Source organism: Cohnella sp. GCM10027633, assembly GCF_042675445.1.
GTDB lineage: Bacteria > Bacillota > Bacilli > Paenibacillales > Paenibacillaceae > Cohnella.
In genome coordinates, this window is record NZ_JBHTGV010000005.1 from 12,752 (window position 1) to 29,259 (window position 16,508).

Annotated in this window: 13 protein-coding genes; 6 read left to right on the forward strand and 7 right to left on the reverse strand. The window is 58.8% G+C overall.

All coding sequences use genetic code 11. The annotated features are described in order from the left end of the window. Positions 1 to 120: 120 nt before the first annotated feature. The 4 genes from ACFQZG_RS13700 (at position 121) to ACFQZG_RS13715 (ending at position 5,466) form a co-directional block, all read left to right on the forward strand. Complete coding sequence (locus ACFQZG_RS13700) at positions 121 to 1,443, forward strand: sugar ABC transporter substrate-binding protein (protein ID WP_378153371.1); 1,323 nt, start codon at positions 121 to 123, stop codon at positions 1,441 to 1,443. 63 nt (positions 1,444 to 1,506) lie between these two features. Continuing rightward, a complete protein-coding gene (locus tag ACFQZG_RS13705; protein WP_378153373.1) occupies positions 1,507 to 2,817 on the forward strand; it encodes a carbohydrate ABC transporter permease in 1,311 nt (436 codons plus the stop codon). Further along, positions 2,814 to 3,638: a sugar ABC transporter permease gene (locus ACFQZG_RS13710; protein WP_378153375.1), complete on the forward strand. Its 825-nt coding sequence runs from the start codon at positions 2,814 to 2,816 to the stop codon at positions 3,636 to 3,638. Before ACFQZG_RS13705 ends, ACFQZG_RS13710 begins: the two co-directional genes overlap by 4 nt. 40 nt (positions 3,639 to 3,678) lie before the next feature. Beyond that, positions 3,679 to 5,466 carry an alpha-glycosidase gene (locus ACFQZG_RS13715; protein WP_378153377.1) on the forward strand — a complete coding sequence of 596 codons (1,788 nt, stop codon included), beginning with the start codon at positions 3,679 to 3,681 and terminating at the stop codon, positions 5,464 to 5,466. A 67-nt stretch (positions 5,467 to 5,533) separates the two neighbouring features. Here the strand turns inward: ACFQZG_RS13715 and ACFQZG_RS13720 are convergent, their stop codons facing one another. Beyond that, positions 5,534 to 5,836: a hypothetical protein gene (locus tag ACFQZG_RS13720; protein ID WP_378153378.1), complete on the reverse strand. Its 303-nt coding sequence runs from the start codon at positions 5,834 to 5,836 to the stop codon at positions 5,534 to 5,536. Between the two features lie 112 nt (positions 5,837 to 5,948). Between ACFQZG_RS13720 and ACFQZG_RS13725 the strand changes: the two genes are divergently transcribed. Further along, the gene (locus tag ACFQZG_RS13725; protein ID WP_378153380.1) at positions 5,949 to 6,644 is read left to right on the forward strand and encodes a cupin domain-containing protein; all 696 of its coding nucleotides are present in this window, start codon (positions 5,949 to 5,951) and stop codon (positions 6,642 to 6,644) included. A gap of 78 nt (positions 6,645 to 6,722) precedes the next feature. Here ACFQZG_RS13725 and ACFQZG_RS13730 read toward each other — a convergent pair whose 3' ends face one another. The 5 genes from ACFQZG_RS13730 to ACFQZG_RS13750 form a co-directional block, all read right to left on the reverse strand. After that, on the reverse strand, positions 6,723 to 7,442 hold the full coding sequence (locus tag ACFQZG_RS13730) for a YebC/PmpR family DNA-binding transcriptional regulator (RefSeq protein WP_378153381.1): 720 nt from the start codon (positions 7,440 to 7,442) through the stop codon (positions 6,723 to 6,725). 165 nt (positions 7,443 to 7,607) lie between these two features. Then, positions 7,608 to 8,675, reverse strand: coding sequence for an NAD(P)/FAD-dependent oxidoreductase (locus ACFQZG_RS13735; RefSeq protein ID WP_378153383.1), 1,068 nt, complete (start codon positions 8,673 to 8,675; stop codon positions 7,608 to 7,610). Next, on the reverse strand, positions 8,675 to 9,685 hold the full coding sequence (locus ACFQZG_RS13740) for an ABC transporter substrate-binding protein (protein ID WP_378153384.1): 1,011 nt from the start codon (positions 9,683 to 9,685) through the stop codon (positions 8,675 to 8,677). Before ACFQZG_RS13740 ends, ACFQZG_RS13735 begins: the two co-directional genes overlap by 1 nt. A gap of 79 nt (positions 9,686 to 9,764) precedes the next feature. Beyond that, on the reverse strand, positions 9,765 to 10,772 hold the full coding sequence (locus ACFQZG_RS13745; protein ID WP_378153386.1) for a FecCD family ABC transporter permease: 1,008 nt from the start codon (positions 10,770 to 10,772) through the stop codon (positions 9,765 to 9,767). Continuing rightward, complete coding sequence (locus ACFQZG_RS13750; RefSeq protein WP_378153387.1) at positions 10,769 to 11,782, reverse strand: FecCD family ABC transporter permease; 1,014 nt, start codon at positions 11,780 to 11,782, stop codon at positions 10,769 to 10,771. Before ACFQZG_RS13750 ends, ACFQZG_RS13745 begins: the two co-directional genes overlap by 4 nt. A gap of 171 nt (positions 11,783 to 11,953) precedes the next feature. Here ACFQZG_RS13750 and ACFQZG_RS13755 point away from each other — a divergent pair, with 171 nt between their 5' ends. Continuing rightward, entirely contained in the window at positions 11,954 to 13,870 is a 1,917-nt protein-coding gene (locus ACFQZG_RS13755; RefSeq protein ID WP_378153389.1) for an ABC transporter substrate-binding protein, read from the forward strand. Between the two features lie 67 nt (positions 13,871 to 13,937). On the opposite strand, the gene ACFQZG_RS13760 is transcribed toward ACFQZG_RS13755, so the two are convergent. Beyond that, positions 13,938 to 16,280, reverse strand: a complete 2,343-nt coding sequence (locus ACFQZG_RS13760; RefSeq protein ID WP_378153391.1) for a helix-turn-helix transcriptional regulator — start codon at positions 16,278 to 16,280, stop codon at positions 13,938 to 13,940. Between the last annotated feature and the right edge of the window lie 228 nt (positions 16,281 to 16,508).

Consider the following 16,508-nt stretch of genomic DNA (forward strand, 5'->3'; position numbering starts at 1 on the left):
AATAGCAAATTTATATAAAAAAGTTATTGATTTCCTAAAAATCCTATGTTACCGTTGATTTAGGAAACCGGTTCCCTAAACGAATTATAAACGATAACGAGAGGCGGGTTCAACAGGATTATGGCAAAAAAATTAAGTTACGCGATCATTCTCGCGATGTTGGCGATGAGCGCGGCGGCATGCGGCAATTCGAACGACTCCTCGGAAGGATCGCAACCTACGGAGAGCGCGGAACAGACGCAAGGCGCTACGGAATCGGCTTCGGCGAGCAATGAAAGCGCTGCAACGGACGAAGAAGTGAAGCCGGAATCCGGCGCGGAGCTGAAAATCTGGGTAGACAAGACGGAGAAGACGTTCATCGAGGCGGTGCTCCCGCTCTACACGGCGACCTACGGCGTGCCGGTTAAGATCGAGGACGTGAACGCGCCGGACCAGCTCGGCAAGCTCGAGACGGACGGACCTGCAGGCGTCGCCGGCGACGTGCTCATGATGCCGCACGATAAGCTCGCGCAAGCGGCTTCGGCCAACTTGATCATGCCTAACGATCTGTTCGAAGAAGAGACGAGGGCGAACGCGCTCGAGACGGCGGTTCAGGCAAGCACGTACAACGGTATTCTGTACGGCTATCCGGAGACGATCGAGACGTACGCGCTCTTGTATAACAAAGACCTGATCGCGGAAGCGCCGAAGACGTGGGAGGAAGTCATCGCGTTCGCGAAGACGTACAACGATCCCGCGAACAAGAAGTACGCGATCGCATGGTTGCACAATCTGTACTTCAACAATATGTTCATGCAGCCTTACGGGGGCTATGTTTTCGGTAAAGACGGCACGGATCCGAGCGATATCGGGATTAACAACGAGGGCGCGATCGAGGGCATGAAGTTCTATCAGAGCCTGTACGACATCGTACCGATCAAGACGACGGACATGAAGTTCGATATCCAGACCGAGCTGTTCTCCACGGGCAAGCTGGCGATGACGATCGACGGTCCGTGGTCGGTCGGCAGCTACCAAGGCAAGGTGAACCTGGGAGTCGCTCCGCTTCCGGATCTGCCGGGCGGGAAGAAGTCGATCTCCATGGCCGGCGTTCGCTCGTTCTACGTTAACTCCTACACGAAGTATCCGAAAGCGGCGAAGCTGCTCGCGAGGTTCCTGATAACCAAAGAAGTGCAAATGAAGGACTTCGAGATGGCGCATATCATTCCGGCGAACAAGGAAGCGAACAACGAATCCAAGATCAAGGACGATCCGATCATCAGCGGGTTCGTCGAGCAATTCAAGAATTCGATCCCGATGCCGTCGATTCCGCAGATCAACAACATGTGGGCGCCGACGGACGCGGCATTCGCATCGATCTGGGATAGTAAGAAGGACGTCAAGGAGACGATGGACAAGGCGGTTGAGTCCATCAAGCAGCTTAACGAGACCGTCGGCCAATAAGGTCGGCCCCTTAGGCATCCGGCGCCCGCCGGGTGCCTTCGGAGAGAGGAGCGGAACATTCGAATGCGCAACAAGACTTGGGCGGCCGCGGCGTTGTCCGCCGCGTTCATGGGGCTGGGCCAGTGGTATAACCGGCAATGGCTGAAAGGGCTGCTGCTCTTCGCGATCGGAATCGGCGGCGCATGGTGGATCGTCGAGAGGCTGGCCCGGGACGTCGCGGGCATGATTACTCTCGGAGACGCGCCGAGAGAGATGGTCAAGGTCGGGAAGACCTATCAATTCGTGGACGGCGACCATTCGATCCAACTGCTCGTGCAGGGGCTGATCGCGCTGATCTTCGTCCTGCTGCTGGCGTCGCTGTACGCCATGAACGTGCGGGACGCATGGGCGACGGCGAAGCTGCGGGAAGCCGGCATCGCGCCGTATTCGTTCTCGGTCACGCTGCGACGCGTCGCGGAACGGCGATTCCCGCTAATGATCCTGGCGGTGCCCGTTACGGCCGCGATTCTGCTGACCGTCATGCCTATCCTGTTCAGCGTCCTGGTGGCGTTCACCGATTACGCGGCACCCAATCTGCCTCCCGCGAATCTCGTTCATTGGATTGGATTCGACACGTTCGGCAACCTGCTGCGCATGTCGAGCTGGAGCGGAACGCTCGTCTCGGTCGCGCTATGGACGCTGCTCTGGTCGGTCGCGGCGACGCTCACGACGTACGGTCTCGGAACGATGGTCGCCATCATGATCCAACAACGGGGAGTTCGCTTCAAGAGATTGTGGCGGACCTTCATGGTCGTGCCGTTCGCGATTCCGAGCTTGGTGTCGCTGCTCGTGTTCCGCAACATGTTCAACGAACAATTCGGACCGATCAACCAGTACTTGGAGATGATCGGCCTCGGCGCCGTTCCTTGGTTGAACGACTTGCTATGGGCCAGGATTACCATTATCGGGGTCAATCTGTGGCTCGGCTTCCCTCTGATCATGATTCTCGTATCCGGGGTGCTGACGACGATTCCGCGAGATCTGTACGAGGCGGCGGAAGTGGACGGCGCGAGCCGCGCCTACATGTTCCGGCACATCACGCTGCCGCTGCTGCTATTCGCCACGGCGCCGATCCTGATCATGCAATTCGCGTTTAACTTCAATAACTTCAACGTTATCTTCCTGCTGACGAACGGCAACCCGATACAACCGGATCTCATGTATGCGGGCGGGACGGACCTGCTCGTCACGTGGATCTATAAGTTGACGCTTACGAACAGCCAGTTTAACTTCGCGTCGGTGCTCAGCATCATGATCTTCCTCGTGATCGCGACGGTGTCCGTGCTGTACTACCGGAATACCCGATCGTTCAAGGAGGAGGACCTCATCCAATGAAGCTAAGACTGGGATTCACTTACGTCATCTTGAGCCTCATGACCTTATCGATCGTCTATCCCGCGCTATGGATCGTCATGTCGTCCTTGAAGTCGGGCAACGGCTTGTATAGCGAGACGCTCATCCCGCGGTCGTTCACGTGGGAGCATTACCGCGACTTGTTCTCGAGCGTGAAGTATCCCTATGTCCGCTGGTACGGGAACACGCTGAAGGTGGCGATCCTGTCGACGATTCTAGGGACGTTCCTGACGCTGCTCGGCTCTTACGCCATGTCGCGGTTCCGGTTCGTCGGCCGGCAGTTCGGTCTGACCGCCATGCTCGTACTCAACATGTTCCCGAGCTTCATGTCGATGATCGCCATCTACGTGCTGCTGGCGCAATTCGATCTGCTGAATACGCATTGGGCGCTGATCCTGGTGTATAGCTCGGGCGCTTTCATCAACAACGTTTTCGTGGCAAAAGGGTTCTACGATACGGTGCCGCGAAGCCTGGAGGAAGCGGCGCGCATCGACGGGGCGTCGCACTGGAAGACGTTCACGAAGGTGATGATTCCGCTCTCGAAGCCGATGCTGACGTACGTCAGCTTGGTCATCTTCAACGGGGCTTGGATCGACTTCATCTTCGCCCGGCTCATTCTGCGGACGACCGATCAAGAGACGCTCGCGGTCGGCTTGTACGGCATCGTGAACCAGCAGACGTCGACGGACTTCACGTTCTTCGCGGCGGGGGCGGTACTGCTCTCCGTTCCGGTACTGCTGCTCTTCATCTGGCTGCAGAAGTTCCTCATCGACGGGTTGACGGCGGGCGCTTCCAAAGGGTAATGAGCCTATTCTAAAGCTGCATAAGGAGTATGGAACCGATATGTTAAAAGAAGCGATCCATCATATTAACGACGTACCGTATCTGTTCCCGATCGGCGAGACGGAGGCGAAGGTTCGCATCCGGTCGAAACGCGGGGACGTCGAGAAGGCTTACGTCCTCCACGCCGATCGCTATACGCCGCCGGGCTCGGAGAAGGCCGAGCGGCTGACGAAGGTCGCGTCGACGGAGGCGCACGATTATTACGAAGGCGTGTTGCGCGCGGATACGCAGCGCATTCGCTACGCGTTCTTACTCGAGGGCCGAGACGGCGAGCGGGCATGGATCGGCGAGAACGGCGTATCGGAGGACCGGAAGCTTGCCGGCTACTTCCATTGTCCGTTCATCGGGGCCTCCTGGGAGGGGGCATATCCGACGTGGGCGGACGACGCCATCGTGTACGAGATCTTCCCCGAACGGTTCCGCAACGGGGATGCCGGCAACGATCCGCCCGGAGCCGAGCCATGGGATTCCCAGGCATCGCCGACGCCGCAGTCCCGCTACGGCGGAGACTTGCAGGGCATTATCGAGAAGCTGCCGTACTTGCGGGAGCTTGGCGTCAATCTCGTCTATATGACGCCGTTGTTCCGCTCTCCTTCGAATCATAAGTACAATATCGACGACTATTACGAGATCGATCCGGCGTTCGGCACGGCGGAGGACGTGAAGCGGCTCGTCGACGCCGCGCACGCGCTCGGAATGAAGGTGATGCTGGACGCGGTGTTCAACCATTCCGGCGACGGGTTCTTCGCTTTCCGGGACGTGATGGCGAACGGAGAAGCGTCCCCTTACAAGGATTGGTTCTTCGTCCGGGATTACCCGGTCGTCCAGCGGCCCGTCCCGAACTACGCGACGTTCGGGTCGGAGGTCACGATGCCGAAGCTGAACTGCGCCAATCCGGAAGCTCGCCGGTACATGCTGGACTTCGCCCGCCACTGGGTGGAGCGCTACGGCATCGACGGCTGGCGGCTCGACGTCGCGAACGAGGTCGATCATTCGTTCTGGCGAGAGCTGCGCGACGAGATCAAGGGCATCGACGGCGAGCTGTTGCTCGTCGGGGAGATCATGCACCATTCGGCGCCGTGGCTTCGCGGCGACATGTTCGACGGGGTCATGAACTATCCGCTGCGGGACGCGATAGTAGAGTTCTTCGCCGTGCAGATGATCGGCGCGAGGGCGTTCGTCGGCCGGTTCGAGTCGATTCGCATGCAATATACGGACCGGGCGAACCGGTGCATGTTCAATCTGCTCGGCAGCCATGACACCGAGCGCTTCCTGACAGCGTGCGGGCGAAGCGAGTGGGGCTGGAACGAGAAGCGGGAGAAGGATCGGCTGCGGCTGGCGATGGCGTTCCTGTTCACGTACGTGGGCATGCCGATGCTCTATTACGGCGACGAGGTCGGCATGGACGGCGCGCACGATCCGGGATGCCGTAAGCCGATGGAATGGGACGAGAGCCGGCAGGACGTCTCGCTGCGCGAATACTGCCAGCGATTGATCGCGCTGCGTAAGGAGCACCGGGCGCTTAGCGCGGGCGACCTGCGCGTCTGGTTCGCGGACGACGCGAAGAACACGTTCGGCTACATCCGCTACGACGAGGACGAGACATTGGGCGTCATCCTGAACAACAGCCCGGTCGCCCAGCGATTGGAGCTGCAAGCGCCGGAAGGGTTCGCCGTCCTGTCCGTCCAAGGACTGTTCGGCGGGACGTCGTTCAGTGTGAACGAGCGGCGCGCCATTATCGGGGAAGTGCCGTCATACGGGGCGGCCGTCATTCAATTAATGCCATAATGCAGCGCAACGCCCGCGAATCTTGAACTCGCGGGCGTTGTTGCGTTACATGGCGATGGGCGCAGGATCAGATCGCCGGACTGCCGTCGCGATCCGTATAGCGTATCGCCGTGCCGTACGCGTGCACGAGCTGACCGTTCGCGGCGATCGGAGCAATGACGAGGCCGATGACGGCGTCGCATTCCGGAATGGCGCCGCCGGCGGCGCCGAGCTTCTGCAGGACGTTGCTCGGATAGGCGGTGTTCACCTTGCCCGCGAACACGGTGCACAGCAATTCGTAGCTTCTCGGCATCGTATGCACGGTATAGACGGGCACTTCGCGCTGCGGCGAGGATTCCGGGCTTGGCTGTTGGGGTTTGTTGCCGAACATGGTCGAGTCCTCCGAACGAAGAAGAATTTTGACGAGCTTGCCATCCATATTTCCGCTTCCGGGGGAATACGCATAGTACAGACGAATCCACACCCGGGGAGGAAAGAGCGAAATGGCGGTTTCTTATATGGATTTCACTTCTCCTAGCGTACAATATTTCTTCGATCTGCGGAACAACCGATCGTTCACGAAGGACAATCGGAATTACATTAACGCGCTCGGCGTGCAACAGCTGAACACGCTGGGCAATGTCTCGTTGCTGGATATCTATCTATCCAGGGCCAACGTCGTCGAGCCGCACGTTCACCAGAACGCGTCGGAGCTCGTCTATTGCATCGCCGGCGCGGCGACCGTATCGATTCTTAATCCGTTCACGAAGACGGTGATTAACGTCAACATCGTGCCGGGCCAAGTCGCCAACATCCCGCAGGGTTGGTTCCACTGGGAAATCGCGACGGTGGACGATACGCACCTGCTGGCGATCTTCGACGCGCCGGTTCCGGAATTCATCGCCGTGTCGGACTTCCTCAGGCTCGTGCCGCGCAACACGCTTGCCCATACGTATTGCCTCGACGAAGCATTGATCGCGAAGGCGCTCGCGCCGATCAAGAGCACCGTGACGATCGGTCCGCCGGCCGATTGCCAGAAGAACCAGCGCCATGCCCCTCACGAGGGCCAGCCGCAGGGCCAACCGCCGCAACCTCAGCCGGGCGGCGGTCCCGTGCCGTATCCGGGTTATGCGCAGCCGAGCGCGCCGCAACAGCGGTATCCGGATTACCCGGGCATCGGGAACGGGTTTCCTCGTTGATCAAGTTATACGAATCCGCTGCGAATAATAACGAAAACCCCGCGCCTAGGCGCGGGGTTCGTGCGTATTCAGCTCCGTTCAATCTTCGAACTCGACGTTATGGAACACCCGTTGGACGTCTTCGTTGTCCTCCAACAAGTCGATCAGCTTCTCGAACTGGGCTTGTCCGTCCGCCGGCAGCGTAACGTACGTCTGCGGAAGCATGACGATCTCCGCCGTCGTGAACTCGGTAATGCCGCCTTGCTTGAGCGCTTCCTGCACGGCATGGAATTGGTCCGCGTCCGCGTAGACGATCGCTTCGTTGTCTTCGTCGACGACGTCGCGCACGTCCGCGTCCGCTTCCAGCAGCAGCTCCATGATTTCGTCCGCGGACTTTTCCGCGATGCCGAAGATGGCCGTCGAGTCGAACATGTAAGCGACGGAGCCGCCGACGCCCATGTTGCCGCCGTTCTTGTTGAACGTGGAGCGCACGTCGGCCGCGGTGCGGTTCACGTTATTGGTGAGCGCGTCCACGATGATCATCGATCCGTTTGGCCCGAAGCCTTCGTAACGAAGCTCGGAATACATCTCGTCTCCGCTGCCTTTCGCCTTCTCGATGGCGCGGTCGATGATCGCCTTCGGCACGTTGTACGTCTTGGCGCGTTCGAGAACGAATCGCAGCGATTGGTTCGACTCCGGATTCGGCTCGCCCTTCTTGGCCGCGACGTAGATCTCGATGCCGAACTTGGCGTATACGCGGCTCGTGTTGGCGTCCTTCGACGCTTTCTTTTCCTTGATATTGTTCCACTTGCGTCCCATGATCGTCCTACTTTCCGATTCCGATAATAAGTTGTCGCGAACATTGCTCTTTCTTTATTTTATCTTATAATTCGATCGAATCAAAGTGTTTCGAGCGGCCGGCGGGAGATAGCGCGTAGGCGCACAACAGCCGGAGTCCCAAAAGGACCCCGGCTGTATCTTTATTTATGCTCGTTCTTCCTTAGCCTGCAAAGCTTTGTTCCGCTCGTTGAAGATGCCATTATGGGATGACACGTATGCCATGCCGAACGCGGACGGCTCCAAGTACTTCTTGGCCCCGTTCACCGCGACTGCGGCGTCTGAGATCGCGCCCGCGATCAGATTCAGCTTGTTGGCGAACGACGCGGGATCGCCCGCGACGAAGACGCCGGGCAAGCTCGTCGCCATCTTGTCGAACGCCCGGATGCGGTAGTCGTCGAATTCGACGCCCCAACGCTTGAAGTCCTCCAGGTTGCCCTTGTAGCCGTGATTGATGATGACGGCATCGAACGCGATGCGCTCCTGTTCGCCGCCGGTCTGGCGGCCGTTCTCGTCCGCGGGGGCCAACGAGACCGATTCGATCGCGTTACCCGCGGCATTGCCGTACAGCTTGGCGATGACGTAAGGCGCCATGACCCGGATCGACGATTGCTCGAGCAGATACTTGACGTTCACCTCGTGCCCGCCGATCCGGTCGCGCCGGTGAACGAGCGTCACGGAAGCCGCGATCGGCTCCAGCTCCATCGCCCAATCGACGGCGGCGTCGCTGCCGCCGGAGACGAGCACGTGCTTGCCCCGGAAAGCTTCGAGGCTGGTTACCGTATAATACAGGTTCGATACCTCGTAACGGTCCGCGCCTTCGAGCTCGAGCTTGTTCGGATTCGCGACGCCGAACCCGGCGGCGATCAGTACCGTCCGCGTATGGTGGCGCTCCCCGGTGTCCGAGGTCAGAATCATCGTGCCGTCGTCGAGACGCTCCAACTCCTTGATCTGCTGGCCGAACGCGACGGTCGGCTCGAACGTAAGGGCCTGCTCCACCATCTGTCGAATCAGCTGCTCGCAGCGGATCGGCGTGACGCCGCCGACGTCCCAGATCATCTTCTCGGGATAGGTCAGCAGCCGTCCGCCCAGCTCGAGCTTGGCCTCGATCAGCTTCGTCTTCATGTCCCGCATGCCGCCGTAGAACGCCGCATACAGTCCGGCGGGACCGCCTCCGATGATCGTCAGATCATACAGCTCCAGGTCCCCGCTCATTACGCGCCACCCAGCAGGTATTCGCGGACTTGGTCGATGACCGCCATGTAGGCGATCGGCCCGTTGCCCTCAACCCATAGATCCGACGCGATCGGGTACACATGGTTGTTCTGTACCGCCTTCATGCTCTTCCATACGGCGCTGCCCGCGACCTGGTCGTCGAAGAACTTCTTCGAGCCTTCCGCCGTCGAACGCACTTCGAGGAAGATATGGTCCGCGTCGTAATCCGTCAACGCTTCGAGCGAGATGTCGGTCCAAGATTGCGGCAGGTTCGCCGGAGATTTAAGCCCGAGATCCTTGTACAGCACTTCTTCGGTGAAGCCGTCGCCGTTGCCCCACAGCATGATGCGGTTCTGCTCGACCCGCAGAATCATGACCGTCTCGTCCTTTAGCTTGGCCGCGAGCTCTTCCTTCGCCGCCGCCGCCTTCTCGTTATACTTCGCCATGAACGCGTCGTACTCGGCTTTCTTGCCGAACGTTTCCGCCAGATAGAGGAACACGTCGCGCCAAGTCATCGGCTTGTCTCCCTCGCCGAGCACGATCGTCGGCGCGATCTTCGAGAGCTGGTCGTACGTCGTCTGTTCCACCCATGGGTCGCCCAGCACGAAGTCGGGTTTCGCCGCGAGTACCGCCTCCGGCTTCGCCGGAAAATCGCTCAGGATGTTCACGCCGTCGATATAGTCCTTCAGGTGATCGACGTTGCCGAGGGCGATGATCGTGCCCGGCTTGATGCCGAGCGCGAGCAGCGGATCGGCGAAGCGCTGTAGCGTGACGAACGCGTTCTGAGGGTTGGCGGGAATCGTCGTAACGCCGTACTTGTGCTTGGCTTCGAGCGTCGTCGCGGCGGCCGGCTCAGCCGGCTCGGATGCGCTCGGCGAAGCCGCGGCGCTGGACGGCGCCGCGGACGATGATGCACCGGCGTTGTCCGAAGCGTTGTCGTTGTTGCCGCAAGCGGCGGTGAGGGCGATAACCAATACGAGCGCGAGGATGACTGCTAAATTCTTGTTCATGTGCGTGTAACTCCCCTTCTTAATCGTTGAATGTGTTGTATTCTGCAGGGACGACTCCGGCGTCCCGTGGAACCGAGGGTCAGACTCTCTTCATTAACAAGTAGATGAAATACGGCGCTCCGATAACGGCGGCCACGATGCCGGTCGGAATCTCCGTCGACTCGATGCCGTATCGGGCGATCGTGTCCGCCAATAGCAGCAGCAAGCCGCCGATGAACGCCGAGGTCACGATCAAGTATTGATGCTGCGGACCGACGAGCCTGCGGGCGACGTGCGGCGCGATCAAGCCGACGAAGCCAATCGTGCCGCCGATGGCGACGGAGGAAGCGGCGAGCGCGACCGCGACGGCCAGGAAGAAGAACCGCTGCCGGGATACCGACGAACCGAGTCCGACGGCTACGTGCTCGTGAAGGCTGATGACGTTCAGCGAACGCGAGCGGTAGATGGCCAGCGGAATGAGAATAAGGATCCACGGCAGCAGCACCAGGACGTGCTTGTAGCCGGTCGCCCAGATGCTGCCCGCCAGCCAGACGTTCACGAAGTTGAAAGTGAACGCGTCGAGCCGGATCGAGATCGCGAACGTGGCCGCGCTTATGCCCGCGGCGACGGCGATGCCCATCAGGATGAGCCGCATCGGGGAGATGCCCTCTCCCTTCTTGATCGAGAGCACGTAGATGAGCAGCGCGGCGGCGAATCCTCCCGCGAAGGCGATCATCGGCACGAACAAGGCGGGCGCCGCTTGGTTGATCGGGTAATACGCGAAGAACAGCAGCACCGCCAACCCGGCCCCCGCGTTGATGCCCATAATGCCGGGATCGGCGAGATCGTTGCGGGTAATGCCTTGCAGGATCGCGCCGGATACCGCCAGTCCCATGCCGATGAGCAGGGCGATGAGGATGCGCGGCATGCGGAAGTCGAACAGGATAAGCTCCTGCTCCCCCGTGCCCTGTCCGAAGAGAGTCGCGAACACGTCCTTCGGGGAAAGCCGAATCAAGCCGGAGTTGAGGCTGATCAGGAAGACGAGCACGATGAGCGCCGCGACCGCGACGTTGACGAGGGCGAAGCGGCGAAGTTTAGCGTCGGTCACGACAGATCCCTCTTTCCGGAACGGCACAAGTACACGAAGAACGGTACGCCTATGATCGCGGTGATGATGCCGAGCGGTGTCTCGTTCGGCGGGTTCAGGACGCGCCCGACGATGTCCGCGGCGAGCGTGAGCAGCGCGCCGTAGATCGCCGAGGCCGGGATGATCCATCGATAGTCGACGCTGAGCACGGCTCGCATAATGTGCGGCACGACCAGGCCGACGAAGCCGATCGGACCGACGACCGCGACGGACGCGCCCGCCAGCAGCAGCACGACGACGTTGCCCGCGAGCTTGATCCAGCCCTTGCGCATGCCGAGCCCCGTCGCCACGTCTTCCCCGAGGCTGAGGATGGTGATCGCCGGCGCGAGCAGCAGCGCCGCGGCGATGCCGACGACGGCGAACGGCAGCATCATGTCGATCTGGAACCACTTCACGTTGGCGATGCCGCCGGCCGACCAGAACGCCATGTCCTTGGCGACCTTGGCGTAGATCGCGATTCCTTGGCTAAGCGCGGTCAGCAAGGCGCTGACCGCCGCGCCGGCCAACGCCAGCCGCAGCGGCGTCAAGCCGCCCCGGACGATCGCGCTGATGCCGTAGACGAGCGCTACGCCTAATCCCGCCCCGATCATCGCGCAGACGATGACGCTTCTGAACGGCATGAGCGGGAAGAAGCTCAGCACGATCGCGAGAGCGAAGGTCGCGCCGGCGTTCACGCCGATCAGATCCGGGCTGGCCAGCGCGTTGCGCGTCATGCCTTGCATCATCGCGCCGGCGACCGCGAAGCTGGCGCCCGCGATGACGGCCATGACCGTGCGAGAGAGCCGCAGCTCGCGGACGATCTTATGCTGCAGGGTGTCCGGGCCGTTATGGAGGATCGCGTCCCATATCGTCCGGTTCGTAATGTCCTTGGCGCCGACCGTCATCGACAGGAAGAAGAAGAAGACGAGGAGCCCGAGGCCTCCGCAGACGATGAGCATTTTCAACGAAAGATCGAATCGCTTGGAGATCAAGCTTGCACACCAACTTATTATTATTAATAATGATAATCATTATCAGTAACTTATATTAAGCGCGGAAACTTAATCTGTCAATAGATGGTTGCGAAAGATGTCGATTATTCCAACAGGAATTGTCAATCCAATGTCGAAAAATGGAGAAGACACACTTAAGGAGCACCGCCCATGACGACGAACGACGACTTGAAGTTCTGGTACGAAGCCCATCTGGATATACGCGATATACGGCTGATCCGGCCGGATGAACCGTCGGAACGGTTCGCCTATACGTTGCCGTCGAGCGCCTTCGTCTACTTCGCGAGAGGTTCGGCAGCGGTAGGCATGGACGCGCATAGGCACCGGATCGGCGGCGACTTCTTGCTGCACGGAGGCAAGGGCATGTCGTTGACGATCGAGGCCGGAGATTCCCTGGAGTTCTACCTGATTCTCTATAAAGCCAAGCTTCCCTCGGCATCCTCGGGAACGGCGAACGATCATCCGTCCCAACGGCACTTCGCGATGACGCCGCTCTATCCGGGAGAGCTTCGCGAGACGGCGGAGCGAATGTACCGCGCCTGGCGCGCGGCATCGGCGCTGAACCGGCTGCAGGCCAAGTCGCTGTTCCAGCACTTCGTCTACCACGCGCACTGGCAGCTGCAACGCCAGCCGATCATTCCGCAGCGGCCGAGCTTGTTCGATCAGGCGATTCAATTCATGAACGATCATTACGCCGAACCGATTACGGTCGATTCCGTCGCCCACGCGGTCAGTTGCAGCCCGAGGTACCTGAACAAGCTGTTCCATCAGAAGCGGGAGGAGAGTCCGGCCCGCGTGCTGACGCGTATTCGTCTGGAGAAGGCGAAACAATTGCTCGCGGCTACGGACCTTCCGCTGCACGAGATCGCCAAGAGCGTCGCCTATTCCGATATTCGGGCGCTTAGCCGCATCTTCAAGAAGCTGTTCGGGGTGACGCCGCAGCAGTACAGATCGGATAGCGGCGCGAGCGGGGGGCTAGTTCCGAAACGGTCAGGCAACGGTGCCGATCGCGTCATTGTTGCGTCTTTTTCCCGGTGCTATATTGAGAATGGTAATCATAATCAATTAGACCAAGATCAAGGTCGCAAGGGAGAAGAATCGCACATGTGGAATCGCTCGAAACCATCGATCGCCGCCGTCATGCTCGTCTGTTTCGCGGTCATACTGGGAGCATGCGGAAGCGCGTCGAACAATAACGACGAAGGAACGGAGACGGCGAGCGTCAAGTCGTATACGGACCAATTCGGAACGCGCGACATCCCGACGGAGCCGAAGCGCATCTATGCGATCGGGGCGGCGTCGGCGCTCATCACGCTCGGCATCGAGCCGGCCGGGGCGCCGAAGTACGAGGTGGAGCCGGATTACTACCTCAGCAGCCATGAGCCTAAGATCAACGTCGTAGGCGACTATCCGCCGGATTACGAGGCGATTCTGGCGCTGAAGCCGGATCTGATCCTCGCTTCGGATTACATCGACGCGGAAGTGTACGGCAACCTGGCGAAGGTCGCGCCAACGGCGACGTTCCAATGGGCCGGGCAGGATATCTACGACCAGCTGAATCAGATCGGCGACATCGTCGGCAAGCCGGACGAGGCGAAGAAGTGGATCGAGGAGCACAAGGCGCGGGCGGAGAAGGCGAAGCAAGAGGCTTCGGGGCTCGTCGGAGCGGACGAGACGGTGTCGATCCTCTGGATCTCCAAGGATTCGTTCCAAGTCGTCGGCAACCGCAACGTCGGCCACGTACTGTACAGCCTGCTTGGCTTGAAGCCGCATCCCGCGATCCAGAAGCTGATCGACGACAACAAGGGCGAGCTCGTGTTCACGGACAAGCTGTCGCTCGAGGCGCTTCCGGAATACGACGCGGACCGGTTGATCGTCATGGTGTCCGACGTCGAAGCGGGATCGGTCGAGAATTTCAAGGCCATGCAGCAGTCCGGCGTCTGGAAGACCCTCAAGGCCGTCAAGAATAACCGCGTGTACGAGGTGCCGTACGACAAGTGGTGGTCGTATACGATCTTGTCGGCGGACGGCTTGCTGGAGGACGCGGCGGCTTTGTTCAAGAAGTAACTTTATCCGCTTATTAATAAGAACCGCGAGCCTCGGCGCCGCGGTTCTTTTGCTTCCAAGAAGTCGTTCAATCTTGGTGGGATACCCGATCCAAGGAATCGCCGTTGCGATGCGTCCTCCGGTATTGGGCAGGCGTCATGCCGTACGCTTTTTTGAAGATGGTATAGAACGTATTAAGAGACGTAAATCCGAAGTGCTGGACGATAGGCTCGATCGGCGAATCGGAGGCGAGCAATTCCCGGCAAATGCAATCCAGGCGCTTCTCCGATATCTTGTCCGTGACGGACTGGTTGGTTTCCGCCTTATACAAGCTGCGGAAATAATTTACGGACAATCCCAAATGATCGGCCAGCATGGTCGCGGACAAGTTCGGATCGGTTAATTGTTCGTCGATGAACCGGTCCGCTTGTTCGATCAGGGCCGCGTTCTTGGACAGGCTGCGGGCGGCCGCGATATCGTCGAGCGTCTTGGTCACCAATGCTTCTATCCAAGGAACGACGTTATCCATCGTCTCCTGCTGTGTGATCTGCTTCTCGATGGAAGTCAGCCCCCACGAGCTGGGAAGCGGCTGAACGGAGTACTCCTGCATGAGCCTGCGTATGTCCATGAACAAGGTAATCAACGACATTTTACATTCGAAATAGGGAATGGCCCGCAGCTTGTCCACGGAAGAGCGTATGACTTCCAGAACCGTAGCGGCATTCCCCTTGGGAAGGGCCTGGGCGATCTGCCGCTCTTTGTCCACGGGCAGATGATACAGCTCTCCGGGAGCGTCGGGCAGCCACGCCCTAACGACGAGCGCCCTATGCCCGAATCGGAACCGTTCCTGCGTCAGTTCATACGTCTCCATATAGATCTCGTGCATGTCGGTTAAGGCGGGAAGCGTCCGGCCCCAAGCGACGGTCGTTCCGACCGACAAGTACTGCTCGATTAACTGTTGGGATACTTGCAATTTCCTCGCGAATTCCTCGGACAACGGGGCGGATAAGACGACCGCCACGTGATCGTCTCCCATATCCACCGTCAGCAGCTTGTGCTTGGACGATTGCAGCGATTCTTGAATAATGTTGGACATGGCATATCGGAGCAGTCGCCGATCCTTCTCGGAGTAGGTGTCCGAGAATTCCGGGAATCGGTCGATCCGGAAGATGGCCACGGACAGCTGATCTTGCGGCAGAGCGATTTCCCACTCCAGGAACTGGGCTTCGATTTCCGCTGCCGAATAGTAGGTCTCCCCCAGAAAATCCCGCAAAAACCTCTCTCTGCCCCATGCTTTATTATGCCGGCGTTGCTCGGTCAGTTCATGAATCTGATTGCGTTGGGCCGTGAACACGTTGGATAAATAGTCAAGCTCGTTCGCGCTAAAGGCGGGGCCGGACTTCTCGGCTTGATGCTGTCGCATTACCCTGCTGATCAGTTCTTGAATCGGCGAGTAAACCCGTTTGGAAATCAGAACGATAACGGTTAGGGACGCGACGAACAGGACGAAGAACAAGATTAGGCTCGTATTGCGAAGAACGGTGATTTTCCCTAATATAACGGACTTCGGTATCGTCTCGATGAAGGTCCAATCCTGAATTCCTTTAATGGAAGAGTCCGCGTAAACCATGAGCTGCTCTCCCTGATCGCGAGGCTGGAAGAGCTCCCATCCGCTTGTCCCCTGACTCCCCTGGTTTCTAAGCTCCGCGATTCGTTCCCGATTCATGGGCGTACTGCTGAATACCGTCTCGTCCCGATCGTTCAGAACCGTAATCGACCTGTCGGCGTACTTCGAATTGTTCCGAAGCAGGGTCATGAGACTATGAGTATCTACGTTCAGAACGAATGCGGAGATCGAGCTGCCTTTTTCGTAAAATCTCACGATGGTAATGACGTCTTTGGGACGATTGCCGGTAAGAGGAAGCGACAGGGTTCTCGGAATGAGAACGCTGCGGTCCGCCGTAACTGGATCACGCAAACGCTCGAGGATGTCCTGATCGTAGAAGGTTTCCGCATCGTTCAATCCAAGCCTGGAATCGACGACCGTATTCGTGTAATCGTTGATGAGGTAAACCGAATCGATAGACGGATTGGCGTTCTTGATGTCCGTTAGCCGGCTCCATACCTCGAAGGTTTCAAAATCGCTGTATTGATCCGAAAGGGCGTACACTTTGAGCGTACTGTTATTGCTGGAGGAGAAGCTGAAGTCCAGAGCCCATTCCATCAGTCGAGCCGTGTTCCCGGCGCCGTTCACCAGCAAGGATTCGGAATGATCTCCGATCTCTTTCAACAGCGTTCTGGAAGATTGCCAGTAGAGCAGCGCGAAAGAAATCGCCAGAACGAGAACGTTGGCGCCGACGAAGTAGAAAATAATCTTCATATAGGTGGGATGCCGCTTCAGCGAAGCGAGAAGTGGAAGTCTGAATTTCATTGTTCAAGAACCCCCGATAATAGCTGCCGCGTTCAAATTGGTGGGTTCATTATAGCATAAGGAGCATTTTCGTCTGCCGAATCGTTTATTTTCGATAGAGTGTTGTTTTTGGGAAGTCCGTAAATCGGCGCTTGCAGGAATAATCGGAGCTTGTCGGAATTGTCGCGGCGGTTAGGGTTGGCTAGAGTAGCGTTATACAACGGTACGCCGATGCGATTGTCGGTCTCG

Coding starts and splice junctions, on each gene's coding strand:
- ACFQZG_RS13760 (WP_378153391.1), bottom strand. CDS start 16,280: ATGAAATTCAGACTTCCACTTCTCGCTTCGCTGAAGCGGCATCCCACC.
- ACFQZG_RS13735 (WP_378153383.1), bottom strand. CDS start 8,675: ATGAGCGGGGACCTGGAGCTGTATGATCTGACGATCATCGGAGGCGGT.
- ACFQZG_RS13730 (WP_378153381.1), bottom strand. CDS start 7,442: ATGGGACGCAAGTGGAACAATATCAAGGAAAAGAAAGCGTCGAAGGAC.
- ACFQZG_RS13705 (WP_378153373.1), top strand. CDS start 1,507: ATGCGCAACAAGACTTGGGCGGCCGCGGCGTTGTCCGCCGCGTTCATG.
- ACFQZG_RS13710 (WP_378153375.1), top strand. CDS start 2,814: ATGAAGCTAAGACTGGGATTCACTTACGTCATCTTGAGCCTCATGACC.
- ACFQZG_RS13700 (WP_378153371.1), top strand. CDS start 121: ATGGCAAAAAAATTAAGTTACGCGATCATTCTCGCGATGTTGGCGATG.
- ACFQZG_RS13720 (WP_378153378.1), bottom strand. CDS start 5,836: ATGTTCGGCAACAAACCCCAACAGCCAAGCCCGGAATCCTCGCCGCAG.
- ACFQZG_RS13715 (WP_378153377.1), top strand. CDS start 3,679: ATGTTAAAAGAAGCGATCCATCATATTAACGACGTACCGTATCTGTTC.
- ACFQZG_RS13725 (WP_378153380.1), top strand. CDS start 5,949: ATGGCGGTTTCTTATATGGATTTCACTTCTCCTAGCGTACAATATTTC.
- ACFQZG_RS13755 (WP_378153389.1), top strand. CDS start 11,954: ATGACGACGAACGACGACTTGAAGTTCTGGTACGAAGCCCATCTGGAT.
- ACFQZG_RS13740 (WP_378153384.1), bottom strand. CDS start 9,685: ATGAACAAGAATTTAGCAGTCATCCTCGCGCTCGTATTGGTTATCGCC.